This is a genomic window from Halohasta litorea (assembly GCF_024494645.1).
Lineage (GTDB): Archaea > Halobacteriota > Halobacteria > Halobacteriales > Haloferacaceae > Halohasta > Halohasta litorea.
Genome location: NZ_JANHDJ010000002.1, coordinates 625,568 through 646,194, shown reverse-complemented (window position 1 = coordinate 646,194; position 20,627 = coordinate 625,568). Strand labels below are relative to the sequence as shown.

15 protein-coding genes and 1 pseudogene are annotated in these 20,627 nt (G+C 48.8%); 10 read left to right on the top strand and 6 right to left on the bottom strand.

Annotated elements, in window-relative coordinates:
- Positions 1 to 70: 70 nt before the first annotated feature.
- The 4 genes from NO877_RS08090 (at position 71) to NO877_RS08075 (ending at position 2,804) form a co-directional block, all read left to right on the top strand.
- Entirely contained in the window at positions 71 to 976 is a 906-nt protein-coding gene (locus NO877_RS08090) for a hypothetical protein (RefSeq protein WP_256395812.1), read from the top strand.
- A gap of 417 nt (positions 977 to 1,393) precedes the next feature.
- Positions 1,394 to 1,765 carry a hypothetical protein gene (locus NO877_RS08085; protein ID WP_256395811.1) on the top strand — a complete coding sequence of 124 codons (372 nt, stop codon included), beginning with the start codon at positions 1,394 to 1,396 and terminating at the stop codon, positions 1,763 to 1,765.
- Between the two features lie 107 nt (positions 1,766 to 1,872).
- Positions 1,873 to 2,220 carry a PadR family transcriptional regulator gene (locus NO877_RS08080; protein ID WP_256395810.1) on the top strand — a complete coding sequence of 116 codons (348 nt, stop codon included), beginning with the start codon at positions 1,873 to 1,875 and terminating at the stop codon, positions 2,218 to 2,220.
- Positions 2,221 to 2,381: 161 nt separating this feature from the next.
- Positions 2,382 to 2,804, top strand: a complete 423-nt coding sequence (locus NO877_RS08075) for a hypothetical protein (protein WP_256395809.1) — start codon at positions 2,382 to 2,384, stop codon at positions 2,802 to 2,804.
- 463 nt (positions 2,805 to 3,267) lie between these two features.
- Here NO877_RS08075 and NO877_RS08070 read toward each other — a convergent pair whose 3' ends face one another.
- Positions 3,268 to 5,649 (bottom strand): AAA domain-containing protein, encoded by a 2,382-nt coding sequence (locus NO877_RS08070; RefSeq protein ID WP_256395808.1) that lies wholly within the window; start codon positions 5,647 to 5,649, stop codon positions 3,268 to 3,270.
- Between the two features lie 363 nt (positions 5,650 to 6,012).
- Here NO877_RS08070 and NO877_RS08065 point away from each other — a divergent pair, with 363 nt between their 5' ends.
- Both NO877_RS08065 and NO877_RS08060 read left to right on the top strand, forming a co-directional pair.
- Complete coding sequence (locus tag NO877_RS08065; protein ID WP_256395807.1) at positions 6,013 to 6,342, top strand: hypothetical protein; 330 nt, start codon at positions 6,013 to 6,015, stop codon at positions 6,340 to 6,342.
- Between the two features lie 131 nt (positions 6,343 to 6,473).
- Complete coding sequence (locus NO877_RS08060; protein WP_256395806.1) at positions 6,474 to 8,858, top strand: MBL fold metallo-hydrolase; 2,385 nt, start codon at positions 6,474 to 6,476, stop codon at positions 8,856 to 8,858.
- A 70-nt stretch (positions 8,859 to 8,928) separates the two neighbouring features.
- On the opposite strand, the gene NO877_RS08055 is transcribed toward NO877_RS08060, so the two are convergent.
- The gene (locus NO877_RS08055; RefSeq protein ID WP_256395805.1) at positions 8,929 to 9,561 is read right to left on the bottom strand and encodes a vWA domain-containing protein; all 633 of its coding nucleotides are present in this window, start codon (positions 9,559 to 9,561) and stop codon (positions 8,929 to 8,931) included.
- Positions 9,562 to 9,722: 161 nt separating this feature from the next.
- Here NO877_RS08055 and NO877_RS08050 point away from each other — a divergent pair, with 161 nt between their 5' ends.
- Both NO877_RS08050 and NO877_RS08045 read left to right on the top strand, forming a co-directional pair.
- Complete coding sequence (locus tag NO877_RS08050; RefSeq protein ID WP_256395804.1) at positions 9,723 to 10,196, top strand: hypothetical protein; 474 nt, start codon at positions 9,723 to 9,725, stop codon at positions 10,194 to 10,196.
- Positions 10,197 to 10,284: 88 nt separating this feature from the next.
- Positions 10,285 to 10,431, top strand: a pseudogene (locus NO877_RS08045) (MarR family transcriptional regulator); the annotation flags it as partial.
- Positions 10,432 to 10,513: 82 nt separating this feature from the next.
- On the opposite strand, the gene NO877_RS20015 reads toward NO877_RS08045, so the two are convergent.
- The 4 genes from NO877_RS20015 to NO877_RS08030 form a co-directional block, all read right to left on the bottom strand.
- Complete coding sequence (locus NO877_RS20015) at positions 10,514 to 10,906, bottom strand: toxin-antitoxin system TumE family protein (protein ID WP_484494539.1); 393 nt, start codon at positions 10,904 to 10,906, stop codon at positions 10,514 to 10,516.
- A gap of 50 nt (positions 10,907 to 10,956) precedes the next feature.
- A complete protein-coding gene (locus tag NO877_RS08040; RefSeq protein ID WP_256395803.1) occupies positions 10,957 to 11,460 on the bottom strand; it encodes a DUF7342 family protein in 504 nt (167 codons plus the stop codon).
- A 206-nt stretch (positions 11,461 to 11,666) separates the two neighbouring features.
- Positions 11,667 to 14,393: a DEAD/DEAH box helicase gene (locus tag NO877_RS08035; protein ID WP_417389886.1), complete on the bottom strand. Its 2,727-nt coding sequence runs from the start codon at positions 14,391 to 14,393 to the stop codon at positions 11,667 to 11,669.
- A gap of 2 nt (positions 14,394 to 14,395) precedes the next feature.
- Positions 14,396 to 15,919 (bottom strand): ribonuclease H-like domain-containing protein, encoded by a 1,524-nt coding sequence (locus NO877_RS08030; protein ID WP_256395801.1) that lies wholly within the window; start codon positions 15,917 to 15,919, stop codon positions 14,396 to 14,398.
- Between the two features lie 139 nt (positions 15,920 to 16,058).
- Between NO877_RS08030 and NO877_RS08025 the strand changes: the two genes are divergently transcribed.
- Positions 16,059 to 19,313 (top strand): AAA family ATPase, encoded by a 3,255-nt coding sequence (locus NO877_RS08025; protein ID WP_256395800.1) that lies wholly within the window; start codon positions 16,059 to 16,061, stop codon positions 19,311 to 19,313.
- The gene (locus NO877_RS08020; RefSeq protein ID WP_256395799.1) at positions 19,300 to 20,586 is read left to right on the top strand and encodes an McrC family protein; all 1,287 of its coding nucleotides are present in this window, start codon (positions 19,300 to 19,302) and stop codon (positions 20,584 to 20,586) included. The genes NO877_RS08025 and NO877_RS08020 overlap by 14 nt, the downstream gene beginning before the upstream one ends.
- The last annotated feature ends 41 nt before the right edge of the window (positions 20,587 to 20,627 follow it).

Sequence of the window (20,627 nt, the reverse complement as noted above, 5' to 3'; positions counted from 1 at the left end):
TTCAGTTTTAACCCCGAAACAGTATATCAATCAAGGTGAATAATAAGTAGCTGGCGTATGAAATCTTGATGTGGACAGAGAATCCAATCTGAAAGTGTTCTTTCACCGTCTTGCACCTGATAGCCCATCCGATGACACACTCACTGAGTTTTATAAGGACGGATATATCCTTTGTCATTACGATGATATAGCAAGTTTCTCTGATGACAATTATGATGACGGAGAGACCGATATTGAAGAGATGGCCAATGCTGCAGAATCTGGTGCAATATGTCTCATTCAACTGAATGCTAGCAACGACAACTATGACCGCGGGAGAATTCTAGGAGTTGTTCCCCCTGAGACAGAACCATTTATTATCGGCGTTGAAGAGGACGGGACACGTTCAAAAAGATACACAGATCCCGTCAAAGCGAAAAAACAACTTGAAAACGACGAAGAAATCAGTTACATTTACAAAGGTATTCAGTTAGAGGAATCTATTCGCCAACTGGATGCTGGCGAGTATCTTCTGAGCGCATACGAGCCTCCCTATACAACGTTCACTCACTGGGGGGCTGTGGAGGAACAGGTACGCTCATTACTTAATGACGAACAATTCCCTATTAATGAACCGACATCTTATTCTCCGGATCAAACAGAACGATTATGTGAGGAATACCTTCGAGAAGAGTATGAGTATTATCCACTAATCCAACCAGGAGGTTCCGGAGGCGTCAATCAAAACTTCGATCTGATCGGGGGTATAGGAGAGGACCGTGTTTTCGGTGAAGTGAAAAACACAAAGACGATCTCCGAATCAGCATTAGATGATCTTAAATCAGAAGCAGGCGATCAGACACGGGCATTCTATTTTTCGCGTAATTCCGTCAAGCAATCTCCAGACGGAGTTGAAGTTATACTATTAGCAGATGTCCTCGATACGCTGCAAAGTATTGAGCGGACACATAAAATGATGAAACGAATGACCGCGTGATAATAGGAAACGGTATGACTTTGCGTAGGCTAACCGTGAGTACGGCTAATATCTGAATACTGAACTCAATTATTATTTGAAAAGGCAATGGCAAAAGTTGATCCGATACGGTCCATCTTTCTCACACTCTCGACAAAGGTCGGGTTCGGCAACTGTTTCGTTTGGGAAATGTACGTAGTTTAGCGTGTCACAACGGAGGCATTGGTAGGCTCCCACGTCAATGCGTTTTTGTGCACCTCTGGAATCGGTCATACTCGTACTGAATATTGTCGACAGAAAGCTGAACCGGGCCAAGAAGATGCGGCGGAGCATAGCTGAAGGTCTCGATACCCGTATATTAGCGTTAGTATTTACTATTTGATAAATACTGTTAAAACGGTACTGTTTTGTAGAATAAAAAATCCGTTTGGAGTGCTAATGGAGCGACACAATGTGGCTGCACCCCGCTACGAATGGCAAATTGCGCTCGAAGTCGATGGTGAAGAGCGACTCTCACTATACAGGGGGCACGAAAGCACATCGTCTCTTGGTAACTTGTTTGCGATGTGGGTTCAAAACCGGGGAGATTTCTCACAGTGGGCCGATGCGAGCAAATTTGGAGGGATTGTTGCTCAGTACAGCGATCTCTCGTCGTCGACTGTCGCTGTCTGGTTGGGATTGGCACCGGATGAACTTCCAACACCGACTGAAATTGAAAACATGGTCGCCCAGCTGGATTGTGATTTGACTTGTAAATTAGAGGGCCCAGATGGTGAACCGATGACGCTCAAACGGATTGTGGATGATTGAGGTCCTGGCCAATATCTCGATTATGTGAATCTGTGGGTGGGAACTATCCATCATTGTCTGTGCCACCCAAACAAACTAATTGGGTGGACGATATATTCTCAATTGGAATGGTCCTCACAGAATCTTTCGAACTGACTGGCTTCCAGCGTGACCTCCTGTACGTCATCGCCGGATTAGATCAGCCCTCCGGCCAGACTGTCCAACAGCAACTCGAAACTCACATCGACAACGTCAATCACGGTCGACTCTACCCAAACTTAGACACGTTAGTCGACTACGAACTCGTCAAGAAAGGCAGCCAAGACCAGCGCACCAACTACTACGAGCTGACATCGAGTGGCGAACAATTGCTTGTGCGTCGACGTGAATGGGAAAATCAGTACATCTCTATCCCACATACTTCAGACCAACAGGAGTTAGATCTGCAGTCGCCGGCGAGTTCGTCGTCAGACTGACCAGAGAGCCTCCGATCTCTCTAGTGGGGGATTTTTTCCATAGTGTGATTTCCGGTGAAATACTAAGGAGCAAAATACAATTGGCTCATTAACTCTACTCCAAATTAATGCCAATATTTTATTACTTAGTGTTAAGTAGCTAAGAAGTATTCTATTTATTGATGACACGGTACAACCGCCGCCGGAAAGACAAGGCGCATGATGTCGGTGATTCTTCTCCAGGGACGTTCGGAGATAGTCAAGGCACCCATCATGACAGGATGGGTGGCGGTCCAACGTTTGATCCAGATGCTGATAATACGCTCTCTGAAGCTGAATCAAATCAGTACGTGGGAACCGACAAATCGAATCATCGGTCAACACAGAAGGGTGAGTCTAATAAGAATCCTCGTCAGAACAGAGATTCTGAGGTATCTGATACAAATGGTTTGGCTGGCAAGTCAAAACAGGAGACTGAGAATGATAGTAAGCGAATGGAATATGCGAAGAGGTACGGAGATTCTTGGCCGGTGACGCGGCAGAAGAGATTCCTCAAGGAGCACGACATATCTGCATCTGAAATGGGTTGGTCTATAAAAGAGTAATCTCGGTCTACTGTTGACTTTACTGGTGGCTTCAAAGTTTACTGAATCTAAGGGGTATAGATTATAAACATCTCGTGAGTCACACGAGAGCCCAACTACGACTATCCTCATTGATTGCTTTGTTATGAGAGGATTCCACAGTTCTACATAAGAGTGTTATACGCTCTTGTGTAGAAACGTGGAAAATCGCAATAGAGTGCCTATAGGTGTGTGTTCTCCGCGAAGTGGGATCTATCATTCGAAACAGAGAGTGAGTTGCTGCAACAATATCGGACAAACGATAACGACACCGGTGAGAATCTTGTGTTGAAGCGTTTGCTTGCATTAAGCGGATCAATTGGCATTCCCCGCTCATCGATTTTTTCACTCCAATTAGGATTTATTGACACAAGCTAACACACATACACATCATATATACGATTTAGCATCCGCACGAAAGGATGTGATGCGGGACAGTAATTGTTTACTCTAATTTCATCCCTGGTTCAAGCATTACTTCTTGATTTCGTAGGAACTCGGCCAGTTCTGCATAGACTTGGCTACTGGTTTCTTGTTCGCTGCGATAGTTGGGTGTTTGTGAGAGTGTTTCGAAATCAGCGATTATAGATAAGTGCTTTTTTGCTCGTGTCAACGCGACGTTTAGTCGACGTGGCCCTTCATCTGGAAGTGTTAAGAAACCTGATTCGCCGGTATCGTTGGAGCGGACGAATGAAATAATAATGGCTTCACGTTCACTTCCTTGGAACGCATCAATGGTGTCAATGGTGATGCGATTCGTTCGTTCCTCAACGTGATTATGTAAGTGTTGCTTAATTGTAGGTATCTGCGCCGAGTAAGGAGTGATGATCCCGATATCACTCATCCGCACACTTTTTTCCGCTAAGGCTTTGACACGCTTCGTAACTACACGAGCTTCACGTTCATTCTTTTTACTTGTACCACTGCTGGATTCCGGCCCATCAATGTTAATACCGATTAGCGGGGGTTCACCTGGCACAGTCCAGTTTGTATTTCGGTCTGCGGTTTCGAGTGAACTGTTGTAGAACGCTTGGGATGGGAACTCGGCGATTTGTTCGTTCATACGGTACTGTCGTTGAAGCATCGTCTGGATACCTGTGTCGTATGTTTCAATCATATGCTCAAACAGTGAAACATATATTGGACGCTCTTCTGCTTCTGTACTCTTGTACGGGGGGAGCTGTTTGTGGTCTCCGGCAAGGATGAGTTTATCAGCGCAAGTGTACGGAACGAGTGTCGCTGGAATACTCGCTTGGGTGGCTTCGTCTACGATGGCGAGATCGAAGGTACCTGCATCGAACATATCAGCAGCGCTTGTAGTGGCTCCTACGATATTTGCACTGGAGGTACTCTCACCAATATAGTGTTTTTGCACGACCTTGTCGGATGAATTCGTACCGACTCGTGAGATGGAGATGTCTAACGTTTCGTTCGGGTCTTGAGAGAGTGCGTGAAGACTCCCTTCGTCGGGGGTGTTGGGTGCTGAGTCTCCAACTAATAAGTTGTCGACTGCCTGATTGCTGTGGGCGCTCATAAGGACTGTTCCACCCTCTGCAATCACTTGTCGGGCGATTGCGTTCAGTGTACGCGTTTTGCCTGTTCCAGGTGGGCCATGGATACAGTAGACTTCTTTAGATCGAAGACAGAGTTCGGCCGCCTCTGCTTGATATTCGTTTAATTTCACACCGCCGACCAGCGGGGTGTCACTAGTTGTATCGTAGAAACGAACTGGATCCGGGTTGGGATCCTCGTCAGTTGGATCTGGTTGGATATCACGGGTTGCGATAGCGAAGTCCGGTCTAAATGTAAGCCGTTTGTTCCCGGTCAGTACACGTCGTTTTTCAGAGTTAGATTGGATTTGCTCTATTGCGTCTCGTTCACGTTTATATGGAACTCGGTTAAGTAATCCAACGATTTGATACAGTTCAGTATCGTCTGTGAGGGCGCGATCAAGGAATCGTTTGGAGTGTTTTTGAGAGACACTTATGCCAATACTTCTTTCATTCTCACTCCAGAATGCAAGTTCCGCTTTGATCGGGAATTTGGCATATTCAGACCCTTCTCGTTGATCGTCTGACCCATTATGGAGGTCGACCAGTACTTCACTTTTTGGGAAGAGACCGTAGTCGCCGATCAAGTCGAGAGGGCGTGGGTTGTCTTCCTCTTCTGCAGGCACAACGAATTTGTATACTCTTTCGTGTGTACTTGTTGAGGTGGTTCCCATGGGTAGCAGTTGTTGAATGCCACCGTGGTTGCGAGCGTGAGAACGAAATGAACTGTTAAGATACGAGTTTCTGTTCTCTTCACGAGTATCTGATTCTAGAGAATTTACAAAGTTGGTGAGTTCTGAGAACCATTTTTTTGATTCAGAATCAGACATTGAACTGATTGCGTTGGCTTCCAGTTTGTTCTGGTGTTCGGCTGTGGTATCGGCAGAGGTTGCATATGATGGAGCAGACTGTGGTTGGTAATCATTTGTCCAATACCGAACTTGGCTTGCAATAGCTGTGTTTGAGAAGCTGTTCACCGATAAACGAGAGCGACCTCTTGATGGATCATCATATATGAAGTATTCTCCAAACTTTGTGTCTTTGAATTCAATATATTCTCCAGTTAATTCTGCACTATTTGGTTCGTGTAGGGGGATATGAAGTACGCCTCCAACAAGCAACTCGGCAGACATTGCGTTTGATTTCAGCCAAGTTATGTCTACGCCATGTTCTGTCTCCCAATCATTTGTTTTTAATAACTTTTGTTGAGAGAATGTTGCAAGTTGAAAATCCGAGGGTTGAAACTGTGTTACTGCCTGTGTCAATAGATTATTCATGAATCGATCTTAGATATCTAAATAATACATAGTGTCGCTTAAATGTTTGTCAGATGCGTACACAAAGCATAAGTTAATTTAGTTGAATTTGGCAGGTGATACGATCAAAAAGAGTTGTAAGTGTGTGGCTCACGGATTGATTCTGGAGGACATTATGTGGTATGTGTGTAGAGGAAGGGTGTTCAGCTTTCCAGAAGCGTTGTGGAGTCTGACGATACTGGGATAATTGTTGCAAATTTACTCATAGACTAGGTATTCTCAGATAAGAACTTGAAAGAAGGTGTTCTGTATTTTGTTTAAAATGAAACTAGGACAGTCAAGGTAGACGATTAATTTATTCAATCAGAGTAGAATTATGTTTTAATGGCAGATGACCGTTGGCACATTGAGGGTTCATTTCGTGACGGCTCATATCGTGTGAGAGATGATCAGGGACAATACAAATCGTTGAGTGTAGCTATATTAGAAGAAACTTCAGAAGTTGATTCCTTTGACGAGGATGAACTTGCAGAGATGTTTGAGGTAGGCTCTGAAATCATACTTGAACACCTTGGACATCTCAGAAAAGAGGGACTTATTGAGGGGGATTCTGGAAATTGGAAAAAAGAAAACGATTTCGACTCTTATGAGCCGAAACGTCACTTCACAGAGGAACAAGAGTGGGTCCGTCAGGACGATGATTCTCTGTATTAGATAGTGTAGACAGAGTTTGTCTATTCTTCTGAGTTACTGTGCGGATTTAGCGGGAAATCAGTTAGACATTTCAGGTGATACAGTAACTATCAACCGAAATTATATGATGCTTACTATCGTTTTGGTTATACGTGCGTCTCTCGTTTAATCATGCCAATCCAAACAGCGGTAATGAGTCATTTCTCCTTCGATTTGGGACCGATAGCACGGAGACTGCATGTATTCTCGTTGATGCTGGTGACGGTGTCGATCTTGATTCGTTGCTGAGTCCGAGTGATAGATTGGTAGCGATTTGTCTCACTCATGCACACGTCGACCACTATGCGGAATTAACCGCGGCACATCGTGGTGACGTCCCGATATTCACGTCTCCCGCCACAGCGACCATCTTGGGAGATGTGTTTGATGTTGCCACCAGCAAATACGATATCACTGCCTCCGAGGCTGTCACATCTGCAATAGCGCCGATAGATGGCTGGACAACCATTGGCCCCGGCATCGAAGTTCATCCAGTGCCAGCAGGTCATGTTCCGGGAGCAGTCGGGTTCTTGTTCCGAGTGACGGATGACGATGACACGCACCACATATTAGCGACGGGTGATTTTACTGTTCGTCAAGCTGGGGGATTCCCTGGGTTTGACTCAGATGGGTTCGTCGACGTAGACGTGCTCTTTTTGACGGGTGCGACGAACAACGAGTTCGAATCAGCCATCACAGAGGCGTTGGGGACAGCTATCTCCCACGCTCATGGTGGCTCTCGGACGCTTGTAACTGCGAGTGGGCTTGTTGGCCCACAGATTGCGTACCTGCTCACAGCGATTGCTGCCGAGTATAATCGACACGTTCCGATTCGTGTCGTTGGCCAGGTAGCAAAACTCTATGACGAATTAGACTACGAGTGCGACCACGTAACGTCAATTCCAGAGTTCAGTCATACGGACGAGTGTTTAGAAGCCGGCGTGATTACGATTGCTGGACCAGATATCCCCCGTGAACAGAGTAGTGGGCGGCTTTTCGGCGTGCTCCAAGAGGATCCGAATGCGTGTGTCGTCCAACTCATCGGGTCGGGGAAAACACCGCTGACAGACGGTCAGTGTACGATTCATACGCATACGCTCTCGAATCACCCGACGCGCGAAACACTTGTTGAGGTGCATGAGGCGATTGAGCCGACGGAGACGGTGATTACACACAGGCATCACGGCGCAAAAGAGGAGTTCAATGATTTATCTGGTGTCGTATGGGGATCGGGAGATACTGATGAAAACCTTCTCTACGACGGTTCACAGTGGCGTCTCCCGCCGTGGATGGGTGGCGGTACTGTTCCTCGTGATAGTGGTCGTAATCTCCAGCAGTTCGCTGGGTCCGAACTCATGTTGTCGTTTTCTGTGCCGTCACTTGATCGCCATACCACTCCGGATCTCGCTGCAGAGGGACTCAATACAGATCGGTTAGCTTCGATGTTTCACCAGACTCACGAAGCTAGCGTAGATGCTGACGTTCCGACCACAGGTAGCAGTGCCTCCGTTGATGAATCAACCACTTCCACTACACTAACAATGCCGACGAGTAATACGAATTCAGACGACGCTGACGCATCGGACACTCCTTCACACGGGTTAATACGTACAACTGGTCCTGGTGAGTTCGATGAAATTGATCCGCAACTGCAGGCTGCACTTGATGACGGCAGCCTGACTGAAGCTGAGATCTTGGAAGCTGTCGCTGCACAAAAGCAAGCCGTTGAGAAAGCACAGGATACAGAGACTACTTCGACAGAATCCAAATCACCAACCGATACGGCAACATCATCCACGGATCAAAAAGAGAGCGAAGAAAGTACCACGGAGGTAGACGTCGACGACTCATTAGACGAGGGAGAGTCATCTGCTGGGACGTCCACCACGACAACCGATGTTGAACATACTGATGATGAATCAGAGGACCAGGATGCGACCACTACAAACGATACTACAGATGAAGATCACGACCAATCTCAACAGCCAGAAGCAAACGATGCAGACACCGGTGAATCGACTGTGAGTGAACCTGAGGAAGCTATCTCGCAAGCGACGGAAACGCTTCAGCTTAATCCGGCTGCTGTCGCGTTAGCTGACCAGGCTGTTGCGGCCGATTCGGAAGTTGAAACGATCACGCAGGTGATCACAGCGGCTGTCAGCGAGTACGTTGCTGCCCTCTTGGCTGGAGAGGCCGCTGGTACTGCACGCGAACAGTTCACGATTGGGTTTCAGGGGAGTCCGGCAGCCGAGCGTGCGCTTACGGCTGTCGCTGATGATGAGGTTGAGTCTCTTTCAGCGCTTGCTGCCGAAGGGATTGCGGCTGTGATTTCGAGCGACGATGCAATCACTAAAGAAATTGACGTCTTGGAGAGTCATTGTCGATATCTTGATTCGATAATAGCTAATGAGGACTATGTCTTCGATAGCTACGAACCAGTCGTCGAGGCAGCCATTGCCTGGTACGTATCTTCGAATGACGAGTCGGAGTCAACATAATTACGATACTCATTGAAATGGGATTCAGATCGGAAAATTAGATCTCGGTTCAGCGAGTTAGTTGTGAGCGTTAGGTATCACTACGTTCCTGACGCTGGCGGTCTTCGTCGTCATACCCGCTCATAGAGCCTTCTGTACGGGCCTCACTGATGCTTTCGGATGTTGATTTGTAGGCGTCTCTGGTTCCCTCGCCGTCGTGAGCCATTGTTAACGAGCGGTCCTGTTCAATACCCATTCCTTCGGCGGTCAGCACTGCATCTTGGTTTGCACCGATGAAGAGAAACTCCCATCCGTCGGCTTCCTGTCGGGTCTCTATGCGGCCTCGCACAGCATCTTTGGGTGTCTCAGAAGCGTTTTCCTTCCCATCGGTCAGCACAACGATGATTACGTTTTCAGGTTGTTCAGCCGGGTCAACGGCCGTAATGTCTTCGGCGGTTTCGTCGACGGCCCGAGCGATGGCGTCGTGCAATGCTGTCCGCCCGCGAGGCTTGTAGTTCTCAGCGGTGAGCTCTGGAGCGTCGGCAACGGGATATGTTTCGTAAATCTGGTCGACGGTGGTGTTGAAATCGTACAACGTGACCGTCGCTGTCCCTTCTTGGTCGCGCTGATCTTTGAGAAATGTATTGAATCCGCCTCTGGTGTCGTCAGCGATTGCATCCATCGACCCTGAAGAGTCAAGCACGAAGGTGATGTGCGTATCCATACGTTAGTATAACGACTAGTCAGCCTGATAACACTGTCCCAATCGAGACTGATACGGTCGATATAGACACGCTGGTTCGGAATGTAGTTGATTAGCTGTGTATTGTTGAATCGTGGTTGCACTGATAGTTTTATTACCTGTTTAGAATATGTAGTAGATATATGAATTTTTGTGAGGAGTGTGGTGTTCTTGTAGTACCTGGTGAAGATGGTGAGCAGTGTACAGATTGTAACCCGACAGGTGGTGCACCAATTCTTTCTCGTCAGGCAGAGACCGTTGGAACTGAGCTTGAGAAACTCCCATCGACGAAAAGCGGTGCTATTCGGAAGAAGAATGCTGTGAAGTGGCTTCGAAACTGTGAGAGACCGAACTCGTCAGAATTGAAGCGGTCGATGCTCCCGAAACCGGCTGGGTTCGAGGGAGGTACTTTCGAAACAGACATTTCGAATATTCGTGTTACCGGTGATGCGCAGTTCATTGAGACCATTGCAGGTCTTCTCAAACCGATTCTTGATCTTGAAAATGATGAGACACGGGTTGAGTTGAACCTTCAGCGAACAAAAATACGGGATACGAAGCGGTATACTGGCAATTATGCGTTGTACCTTTCTGTGACTGAAAGAGGAGGCAAGTAACTCGTCATAACTACACTAGTAGAGACATTTCATTATACACATACAATTTTCAATTCACCTTCATTATGTCGGGCTATGGTAGGTAAGACGATTGAAGAACCGAGACCTCGAGGAACATAAGGCGACGTACTGGGCAGTAACCAACGACGAGGAACGTCTCGAAGGATATGGTGGCTACGAGCGGGCGACTGCGCTGTTCAACAAGCAATTCGGCGAGGAGGACAAGGAAGCATAGCGAAAACACCGTGAACACACACCGGGGAACCTCATCCGAGCGTCAAGGACAAACAGTGACCGACAGAGAGATCTTGAACTCGCTACGGTGGGTTCGGTTGTTGAAGAAGCCGAAGGTCACCAGTTTCAGCTGTATCCCGCCACAGTTGGAGGACAGCAAGCGTCACAAGCCGAACGGGTTGAACCTCGATACAGGACGGAACAGCATCATCGTGAGCTGCATGCGGGGGTTCGTGGAAGTGAGTATCTGGTAGTTCGATTCGAGGATGGCAGTCGTATCGGTAATTGAACGAATCTCCCTCTGTGTAGTGGTATCGATAGTATCTCTTGGTGGTCCACGTTACGTCAAATCGGCCAGAACTGGCGTTGATACCGTCAGTAAGATGGAGATGAACTACGTCTGGATTGAGTGGATCATCGAACTCTGTGGTAGCCACAAGTGGTTCGTAGTTCTCAGCGACCGTCCGGACCCGCATCATCAAGTGCGGATCGGGAGTACCTGTGTCGATTCGGTCCCAGTCGTCAGTCACACGTCGGCTTCGGCCAATCGGTATGCTTCGTCCACTTGGATGGCGGCCTTCGCAATCGCAAGATTTCGACGTGTCGACTGCCACTGTCCAACGTCACTCCATCCTTCGTCGCCGGGTTCGAGTTCGATTACGAGATCTTCGGGACTCTCGACATCGTAGGTTTCACGGAACTCCTGGATTGATTCTTTCATCTCTTGGATGGCCTCGACGAGTTCTTGATGTGAACACGTCGTCCGGAGTTCTTCGATCCGTTTGTCGACGAGCCGACCCTGATTGCGTTTATACAGGGTTGTGCGACCGTCCTGTTCGGTAACACCAATTCCCTCTTCGACGAGTTCGTTGAGGTACTTTCGGGTGGTTGGTTCGCTCACACGAGCCTGGTCTCCAATGGTGCTGACTTTCGAGGAGGTAGTGGTCTCTTCAAGTATCTCTTTGACTCGTTCTCTGGCTGTTGTTGCGTCGGTCCACTCATCGACTACACGATCATTGATATCGGTCATTGATACTGGTTCACTCCTCTAAGTAATATATGTTTTCTAGTGTCGCATATATTATTCGGGCTGGGATAGAATCACGCTTGGCTCGTCATAATTCGACGTGCCCGGTCTCTGGTGTCGACCATCCTGTTTGTTGGACGGTACGCACGTGTTGTCATAGAGTAACCACCAAGCGTATCGAAGTGATGTGTCGAACGTGTGCCGCTGATTCACGAGTAGAAAACGACGGGGCGACGGTTGCCGCCGTAGTCATCGTCTGGAAGGTGCTCTGAGAGGTCCTCGCGGTCAGCATCACCAAGGAGCTGATCCAGGACGTCGACTGCTGATTGGCGGAGGAGTGGTTTGTTGTCGTTGCCGCAGTTTTCGTCGAAGGTGCAGGCTGGACAGCCGTTTGGTTGCCCGCACTGACAGTTTTCGAGTTGGTCACGGGCGCGTTCGCAGAGGGCTTCGAAGTTGTCGTAGATGGCGCGTGCGAAGCCGAGTCCGCCTTCGACGCCGTCGTAGATGAACCAGCCAGACCGGGTTTGTCCGCCTAATTCTTGAGTGCGTTGTTCGAGAGCGTGTTTTGCGGCTTCGAATGATTCACTGATTGAGTCCGTGATTTCGTCATACTCGTTGTGGGTGTAGTGAGTGTCCATGACGAGTGTGGCGAGGCCACCAAGGTCGTTTTTGTCGACTCTGAGTTCGAGTGGCGCGGTTTGTATGGTTGCGTGTTCTGCGGCGTGCAGCCCGGCAACGTACCCGAGGTGAGCCATCCCGGTTTCGTCAGGGTCGACGCCGGTTTCGAGTCCGTAGTGTTGGTATTTTCGCACGAGTGCGGTTTCGACGTCGTCGGGGACTTCGACCCAGCAGAGTTGAGTGTCCATGAGGATCGGTGGTGTTTCGGTGGCGAGCATCTGTTGTTTCGGTTCACTATTGCTGATGTACATTTGGTCGTAGGAGTGGTAGTGGACGAGTACTGTTCCTCGACCGAAGTGAAGCGTGAACCCGTTGATGTCCCGTGTTTCCTCGGAGTCGGCATCTAATACGTTGACTTTGTTTTGGGTTCGAGTGTAGTAGTCGTGATCGACTGGTTTGAGTTGGATAACGGGTTGGGGTCGTTCTTCGTCGACGTTCACGACTTCGAACTGTTGGCCGTTTTGGAGTCTGACTGCGCCTTCGTGGTAGTCTCGGTAGGCACGGTTTTGTTCGACGGGTTCTAAGTCAAGGTCGTCTGGGAGTCCCCAATGGTCGCGGTCGACATCAGGTGCTAATTCGAGCCGATAGTCTGTATCGTTGTTTCCGTACAGGTTCACTTGGGTTTGTGGTCGGCTTGGACCACAGTAGTGGGCTGCGGCATCAAGGTAGCCGTCGATGTAGCCTGCTTCGCGCCACATTTGGACGGCAGCTCGGAGACGGTCTGTTTCGGCGAACGTGTCTAAGTCATCTTCTGTAAGCGCGATTTCGTCGCTTGCACACAGGACGTGTGTGGCGAACACGGAGTTGTTTGACGTGTCGACGACGGCGTCTTCGACGTCGTTTTCGAGTAAGTATTCGGGGTGGTTGATGATGTACTGGTCGAGGGTGCGATGGTCACCAACGAGTACGGAGAGACTGTGACTGGCTTCACGGCCTGCGCGACCGATTCGCTGCCAGAATGATTGTCGTTGTCCTGGATATCCCATGAGAACGGTGGCGTCTAAATCGCCGATATCGATCCCGAGTTCGAGTGCTGACGTGGTTGCGAGTCCGGTGAGAACGTCTGTTTTGAATTGGTGTTCTCGGGAGTGTCGGGTTCGGCGGCCGAGCCCGGCGTTGTAGGCTTCTCGTTGTGGTTTGCTGGTGAGATCGTACTCACGAGTATTGTGTTTCCGGTGATCGTCTGCTCGTTGAATACTTAGCTCGGTGAGTTTTCGGCTTGGGCAAAACAGGAGGGTGCGAATCTCACTGGAGGTAAGATGGTTGAATACTTTCGGGGCTTCGACGCTTGCTGGGACACGTTCGGCAACGAATTCGGTGTCAGATTCGTCGGTTTCACTGTCTTGATCTGTAGTCGTGAATGGTGCGTCGTCTGGTGTTGCGTCTCGGGTTTTGTCTCTGGGTGGTGGGTTCCAGAGGACGATGTCTCGTGGGCCGTGTGGTGACCCATCGTCGTCAATGACTGTGACGGGTTCGTTAAGCAGTTCTAAGGAGTGAGCGTGCGGGTTCCCGATTGTGGCGGAGGTAAGGGTGTACTGTGGGTTGCCGCCCCAGTAGGTGGCGACGCGTTTCATGCGTCGAAGAATCCATGCGACGTGCATGCCTTCGATACCGGTGTAGGTGTGTGATTCGTCGATGGCGACGAGGTCGAGGGCACTGTAGAACCGGCTCCACTTGTCGTGGTGTTCGAGATATACGTTTAGGGCTGCGAAGTTTGTGAGAATAACGTCTGCTTCGTTCCTGATTGCTCGACGGTCGCCGGTTGTGTCACCGTCGTAGGTTTCGACACGAATGTCTAATCCAAGTTGGTCGTATAGGTCGGTGAGTGATTCGTGTTGGTCTTTCGTCAGCGCCTTCATTGGGTAGACACACAGCGCGGTTGATGCATCGTTTCGTTCTGTTGCTCTGGTTCCGTCAGCGTTGAGAACGCCTGCATCAAGCAGATTCCGAGCGATTTGCAAGCCGTAAATATGGGTTTTACCGCTGGAAGTCGATGTTGCGATGGTGACGTTGTCGTTGTCTTCGAGCGCGTTGAGTGCTGCTGCTTGGTGACTGAACAAGTCGAATGGGTATGGTTCGGCGAGTTCTGGGCGTAGAATATCGCCTGCAGGGACCGTTTCGGCTGGTTTTTCCGGGATTTGTATTGTTTCTATAAAATCGGACTCAGATGTGAGACTGGTTCGTGGAAACGTGTCGAGGAGAGTGTCACCAGTCATGCCGATTTGAGATCCTGTGTCGGGTGTGTTGTGTTCGCTCATGATTAGAAGTCCGTGAGTCCAGCTTGTTGCCCATTGACACCACCGGTGCCGCTGTCGGTCATGTCACGTCGCTTCGCGTCTGTGATAGCTTGGTAAACGTGCCACAAGGCTTGACAATCGTCTTTACAGTATTGCTTGTGTCGCTCCCAGTCGGGTTCCCGTTCGGGATCGTCTGGATTACGCATGAATTCTTGATACACGGCGGCTGTTTTCGCGCCGGTTAACCCAGTCCCTGCAGCCTCGTACCCGAGTGCACGAGCGACATGATCGAGTTTGTTCGTTCGACCGGGCAGCAATGCGTTCCCATCTCGAACCGCCCATTTATACAAATCATACGTCCAAACGTCATCCCACGCATCAAGGTACTCTGGACAGTATTGAGTTAGGAATTGCTTGATTTGCGGGTAATCGAATCCGTACCCGTTCCATGTAAGCACGGTTCTGTTTCCGTGATTTGCTATGAACCAGGTGATGAACGCTTCAAGCACGGTTTCTGGGTTCTTTGGGTCGTGTTTCTCGATGAATGCTTGGTGGGTGTCCGAGGCTGGATCGTAAACACCGAATTGCCAGATGATCGTCGGTGAGAGTCCATCGGTCTCGATATCTAAACAGACTGGTGGCTGGTTCCCGCGTGTTTTAATGGGTGTTTTGTTCGTGAGGACGAGTGGTTCTCCTGATTCGATGACGTCGGCGTGACCGTGTATTTTCTCAGCTCGTGTGGGGCCTATCCCGGGGAGTTCAGCAAGTTCTGTGATAGATAGGTTTCGAACATCCTGTGTTGTGCGACATTCTTTTTGCTGCAATCGTTGTGCTGTGGACGCCCCCACTCCATGCAAGGCTTTTAATCCGAATTTGGAAGCATCAACAGCTTCTGCAGCGACTGTTCCACGGCTTGTACAACTGTATTGTGCAACCGTAGCACTGCCTTGATTGTGTGCACCTAATCCAACAATCAGTAATGTGTCTGAGGACTGAGTAGACTGTACTGTCCACTCATGGTTGTACTCTGCTGGTTGTTCTCCAGCGAGAACAGTGACTGGTTCTGGAAGACAGTTACTGATTGCTGTAAGTTGATCTTGTTCTGGAAGTGTTGTTGAGAGGCTAGTCGTGTTCCATTCGATAGAGAGTTGAGGGAGAATGAGGAATGTCGCGGCTCTACTTCCTGTGTCCCGGGTGTTGGTTTCGAGTTCTGATTGGAGACGAGTCAGGATATCGAGATTCTGGACTGCAAGTACATCGATCATCCCGGGTTCTGAAGTGGTGTTCGATGCTTCACGAACTCCGGTGTCTGTGCTGTATCTGTAATGAGTGATGTGTTCGCCGCTGCGACCGAGTTGTGGGTGAATCACAAAAACATCTGGAGCAGCATCACGCACTTGTGCGTAAGCTGCTGCGTCTCGTGGACCAGGAATCGTGATAAGGTCTGGTTCAAAATACTGGATTGTATCCTGGACTGCAGATTGAGATAAGCGTGTTAGCGCTTGGGAGGGAAGTGAAAGTAACTCTAGTGATTGGTCATTCGGCATTACTCAATTATGTATTCAGTTTGAAATCATATAAGTCTATATCAGGGAGAATGAATACTCGGATTCCCTCTCAAAATTGTTCAGTAGTAAACTGCTCAAATTACAAGACTATTTGAGTGGTAAATGCTTGTGTCTGGGTATGATCTCTCAGTATTCGGAGGCAAATCTTGATGTTGATTCTAATAAGTGGTACTGTACCCAGTTCTTTGTTGAACACTATCGTCAAGATGTGGAATGGGATGATAACAAATTAAACCACGATCAGACTGCAAAAGTCGTTAGGAAATTATTATCGACGTACATTCAAGCGGGCGTGTTTTCAGACTCTGAGCTTACTGCTCTTAAATCGGTAACACAGATATCGAGCACCATCGGAACCGAGAGAACAATTGAACAGATACGAGACACTCGTGGAGATGCTGAACAGATTGAGGAAGTAATCGAACTTATTGAGGACTACGGTGGGGTTGGGATTGTTGGTGGAACTGCTTATCATGCTGCAGTGCCCGATTCAGGAACGGAAAGTCAACTCCTTTCTACGTTCAAGATACTTCTTGAGACAGATGCAGAAGAGTCTAGATTGGATGCGGCAGTTGAGGATTTGTTAGAACTGTCACTGCATAATATCGGGATTGGGACGGAATCAGCACTGCTTAGTTTACTTCATCCTCAGCAGTACCCAATTATTAACGAGCAAAGTGTATCAACATTAAAAGCCTGCTTAGGGCTTGATATCTCTACATCTACAACTCGATATTTAGATACTGCCTCTATTTTCAAAGACGTACAACAAGATTTTAATTTTGATCCGCATCTTCGCCACTTGGATTTCTATTGTTACTGGGCTAATGAACAATCTAATGTTACCGAATGGTTCCAACAAAACGATATCGCTGGACGAGATGTCTGGCAACTCAATGCAGGGCATGAAAGCGACGGAGGCCCTGATGTTCTGTGGCCAGCATGGAAAGAATTAGGTGTGTGTTCTATCGGATGGGATATTGGCGATCTTTCGGATCTGAGTTCCCGGGAGATTGAAACAGCTACTGAAGATTCGGAAAGTGAGGAAGCTGGTGACTATTTAAACCGGTTTAAAAACAAACTGTCTCCTGGAACAATCGTCATTGCGAAAGATGGCGGTACATTACTTGGTATCGGAGTGGTTCAACGACCGGGGTACCATTACTTGCCAGAGTACCTCAACGATCACGTGCCAGACGTTTCTATCGGCCATCCTCACCTCTACCCCGTCGACTGGGTTGCAGTACCCACTACGGACCATCCCTCGGTGAGTGAGTGGGACATCGATACTGGACTGTTGGCACGCAAGACACTCGTGCGAACGACCGCATTCGAACCAATCAGATGTGTACTTGCTGAACGAGAACCTGAATTACTCTCCAACTTAGTCGATATTGAAAAGCGAGTTGCAAACCCTGGAGAACACGTTTTATCATCTCACAAGTACGACAGCATCAAAGCTGCGACAGAGGATGTACTCACAAAACTCGGTCAGAACGTAGAAGGCAATATACTATCAACAGAGCTTGTCACCGAGAATATTGAACAGTGGAGCCGAGCGCTCTCTGGGATAGAACCAAACACTACCATTACGGTCGAGAAATTTGAACAGTGTGAACGTATTCTCAACGTCTACGATGAACTCGAAGACGAGCTTATAGCCCTTGCAGACCAACACAACATCGGATCAATCAATCGGGCGTCTCCACCAGAGACTGTGTTTTTGGCTCTCGGACGCGACCTCCAATCACGTGCCGGGGTTCGTGTCAATCTCAATCAGGTGAAATGGGGTGTTCTTCAGGACGGTGCATATGACATAGAAGGGAGAGGTCGTATCGAACCACCAAGTAACCCACCTACTGATTCAAAAACGATTGCGAAACAGCTCGAAGACACCGGGCAACTCGTGTTTTATGGGCCGCCAGGAACGGGGAAAACGTACACTGCACAGCAGTTCTCTCGATGGTGGATTACGGAGCGAACAGATGGGCCAACAAAAGATGAGCAACTAGAGCTCACGACGTTCCACCCGTCGTTCTCGTATGAAGACTTCATTGAGGGACTCACCGCTAAAGAACGAGATGGTGCTGTTGAGTATGTTGTCGAACCAGGTGTGTTCAAACAGATTTGTAAACGTGCTGAACGCGCTTATCGGAACAGTGACTCGCCAGAGAACGCACCACCGTACGTGTTGATTATCGATGAAATCAATCGTGGGAACCTCGCCCAAATTTTCGGTGAGTTAATGACGCTTCTGGAGTTCGATAAACGACTTGACGCACCGAATGAAGCTCGGTCAAGTCTTGCCCATTCGAGTGAATCGTTCGTTGTACCGCCGAATCTGTATCTTATTGGGACGATGAACACGGCGGATGAATCGATTGCGCTGCTTGATGCTGCGCTTCGTCGTCGCTTCCGGTTTTACGGGTTCCCTCCGGACTTCGAGAAAATAGTGACAGCGTATGATCTCGGGGATGCTGAAGCTGTTGTTCGAGAAGGTGGGTCACGGCGTGACCAGCTCGTTGCTGCTTCGATTCTTGCACTCGAAGAACTCAACACACGGATTCGTAGTGTGAATCAACTCGGGAAAGGCAAACAAATCGGGCATTCACACTTGTTCGGCCATGACCGTGCGACGGGAGTGACTGATACGTGGCGGTTCGATATGTTACCACAGCTTGAAGATTACTACTTCGGGAAATTTGATCGTCTCAAGCAAGATTTGTTCGATAATGTAGCCATTGGTTTGATTGACTGGGATGAAGAACGAATCGTGGATTTCTCAACAGAATCCTTGTATCAAGACTTGTGTTCGATTGCGGGCATCTCCGAGTACGCGGCATTAGAACAGCGACTCGAACCTGACGGAGCGAAACAAGCAACTGTCGACGATGCATGGGCAGCCGGGGAGAGAACTCCGGCGACATTCAAAGAACGGATTGAACAAAACGCGGAGTCTCCACTCCGCGAACGTCTTCTCGAACTCTGGGAGATCGGTAACGAGATCGGAGAGCTTGATGCAGGACGTGGCGAAGTAAGGCCATCAGTGAATGTAGAGATGCCTGGATTTGATTCAAACGTCGGCCTGTTTGAGTTCAAAGAAGGTGGTAAGTTCAGTTTCCGGTGGAATTGGCTCATGGGGAAAGGAGATCTCACACGGGAGGACATCGAATCGTTCCGCCCGATTCTTGAGACGATCGATCCGTATTGGATTGAATGGGGGCAACCCGACGATCCAGAGAAAGATCCTGAATTCGAGTATCCGTACCTCTATCTTGATGAGCTAAGCGATAGAGCATTCGAACAATTAACCTCAGCGGTTACGGAAATCGTTGAACAGATTCAAACAGAGACGGTCAATGGAGAGAACTGACCAGATTGCTGTTTCAGGCGGATCAATCACTGCCACGAGTGAGACAAATCCGCCCAGTAATCCGATTGAACTCGACGAGCACAAAACAACAGACGCGTTCCCGATGAGTGACGAGGATGTCGCGTTTCTCCAGTCGCTTGATGCGGACCCGAAACCGATTACGCTCGAATTCACGCATTCTGGAAATGTTCGGTTGTCGGCAGCTCAGCACGTTGGCGTAGTCACTACGCCTAGTGGTTTGCAAATCCAAGTGACGCCGAAAGAAACGATCACGAATCTCTTGTGGGCACTCCAGTTTGCGTTCGATATCGATGCACAAACCATCGATGCATCAACCACGCTTGCACCGGCGAGAACATTCATTGATGCATTAGGTGCGTTGTACGCGAGTGCACTCGAAAAAGTTCTACACCAAGGATTGCATCGTGATTACGTACGACGGCAAGAAACAGCCCAACGGGTTCGAGGGCGAATTAACCTGACTAAGCAGTTACAGCGTTCGAGTCCTGTTCCGACGGACTTCGAAATCGAGTACGATGCACACACTGCAGATACGGTACTGAACCAAGGGATTCTCACTGCCACTCGTCGGCTTGTCGCGCTTGTCGAAGATACCGATATCGCCGACCGTCTTGATTACCAGCGTAATCGTCTCCGGCAACACGTCTCAGAGACACTTGTTACTGCCACAGAGTTAGACCAAGTTGATCTCACACGACTCAACCAGCATTACGAGACAGCACTCTCATTAGCTCGCATTGTTCTCTCCGAGGAATTCTTCGAGGATATTTCACCTGGGCACCGCCAGTCGTTCGCTTTATTCCTCAATATGAACAGTGTTTTCGAGGCGATGGTTGAACGAGCATTTCGAGAGGCCAGCCACCGAGTAGACGAAGGGTGGCATGTTGAGGGGCAAGCTTCGATCCCGAATCTCATTGAGGGACCGCACTCGGTTTCGATGACTCCCGACGTAGTCATTTCTGACTCGACGGGGATGTACCGCCTTGTCGGTGACGCCAAATGGAAAACCGGATCTACCAGTTCCGGAGACGTGTATCAATTGACTTCGTACATTTTGGCTCTTGACGTGCCTGGCGTGATTGTATATCCCGAGCAAACATCTTGGACTGATTCTCGATCAGTTGTCGACGATTCCTATTCACTACGCTCAGTTACCCTTCCAACTGCGACATCTGCAGCAACGTATGCGGATTACAGGGAAAATCTTGTAGATGCGGCTGAAAATGCCTTGAGGACGTGTTGTAATCTCTGAACGTAGATTAAGGAACTTGGTAGATTTCTTTTTTAATTGAT

Bases quoted from the DNA above. Each gene is read 5' to 3' on its own strand.
- NO877_RS08020 (WP_256395799.1), top strand. From the start codon at position 19,300: ATGGAGAGAACTGACCAGATTGCTGTTTCAGGCGGATCAATCACTGCC.
- NO877_RS08025 (WP_256395800.1), top strand. From the start codon at position 16,059: ATGATCTCTCAGTATTCGGAGGCAAATCTTGATGTTGATTCTAATAAG.
- NO877_RS08035 (WP_417389886.1), bottom strand. From the start codon at position 14,393: ATGAGCGAACACAACACACCCGACACAGGATCTCAAATCGGCATGACT.
- NO877_RS08030 (WP_256395801.1), bottom strand. From the start codon at position 15,919: ATGCCGAATGACCAATCACTAGAGTTACTTTCACTTCCCTCCCAAGCG.
- NO877_RS08080 (WP_256395810.1), top strand. From the start codon at position 1,873: ATGGTCCTCACAGAATCTTTCGAACTGACTGGCTTCCAGCGTGACCTC.
- NO877_RS08050 (WP_256395804.1), top strand. From the start codon at position 9,723: ATGAATTTTTGTGAGGAGTGTGGTGTTCTTGTAGTACCTGGTGAAGAT.
- NO877_RS08085 (WP_256395811.1), top strand. From the start codon at position 1,394: ATGGAGCGACACAATGTGGCTGCACCCCGCTACGAATGGCAAATTGCG.
- NO877_RS08070 (WP_256395808.1), bottom strand. From the start codon at position 5,649: ATGAATAATCTATTGACACAGGCAGTAACACAGTTTCAACCCTCGGAT.
- NO877_RS08075 (WP_256395809.1), top strand. From the start codon at position 2,382: ATGACACGGTACAACCGCCGCCGGAAAGACAAGGCGCATGATGTCGGT.
- NO877_RS08065 (WP_256395807.1), top strand. From the start codon at position 6,013: ATGGCAGATGACCGTTGGCACATTGAGGGTTCATTTCGTGACGGCTCA.
- NO877_RS20015 (WP_484494539.1), bottom strand. From the start codon at position 10,906: ATGCGGGTCCGGACGGTCGCTGAGAACTACGAACCACTTGTGGCTACC.
- NO877_RS08055 (WP_256395805.1), bottom strand. From the start codon at position 9,561: ATGGATACGCACATCACCTTCGTGCTTGACTCTTCAGGGTCGATGGAT.
- NO877_RS08040 (WP_256395803.1), bottom strand. From the start codon at position 11,460: ATGACCGATATCAATGATCGTGTAGTCGATGAGTGGACCGACGCAACA.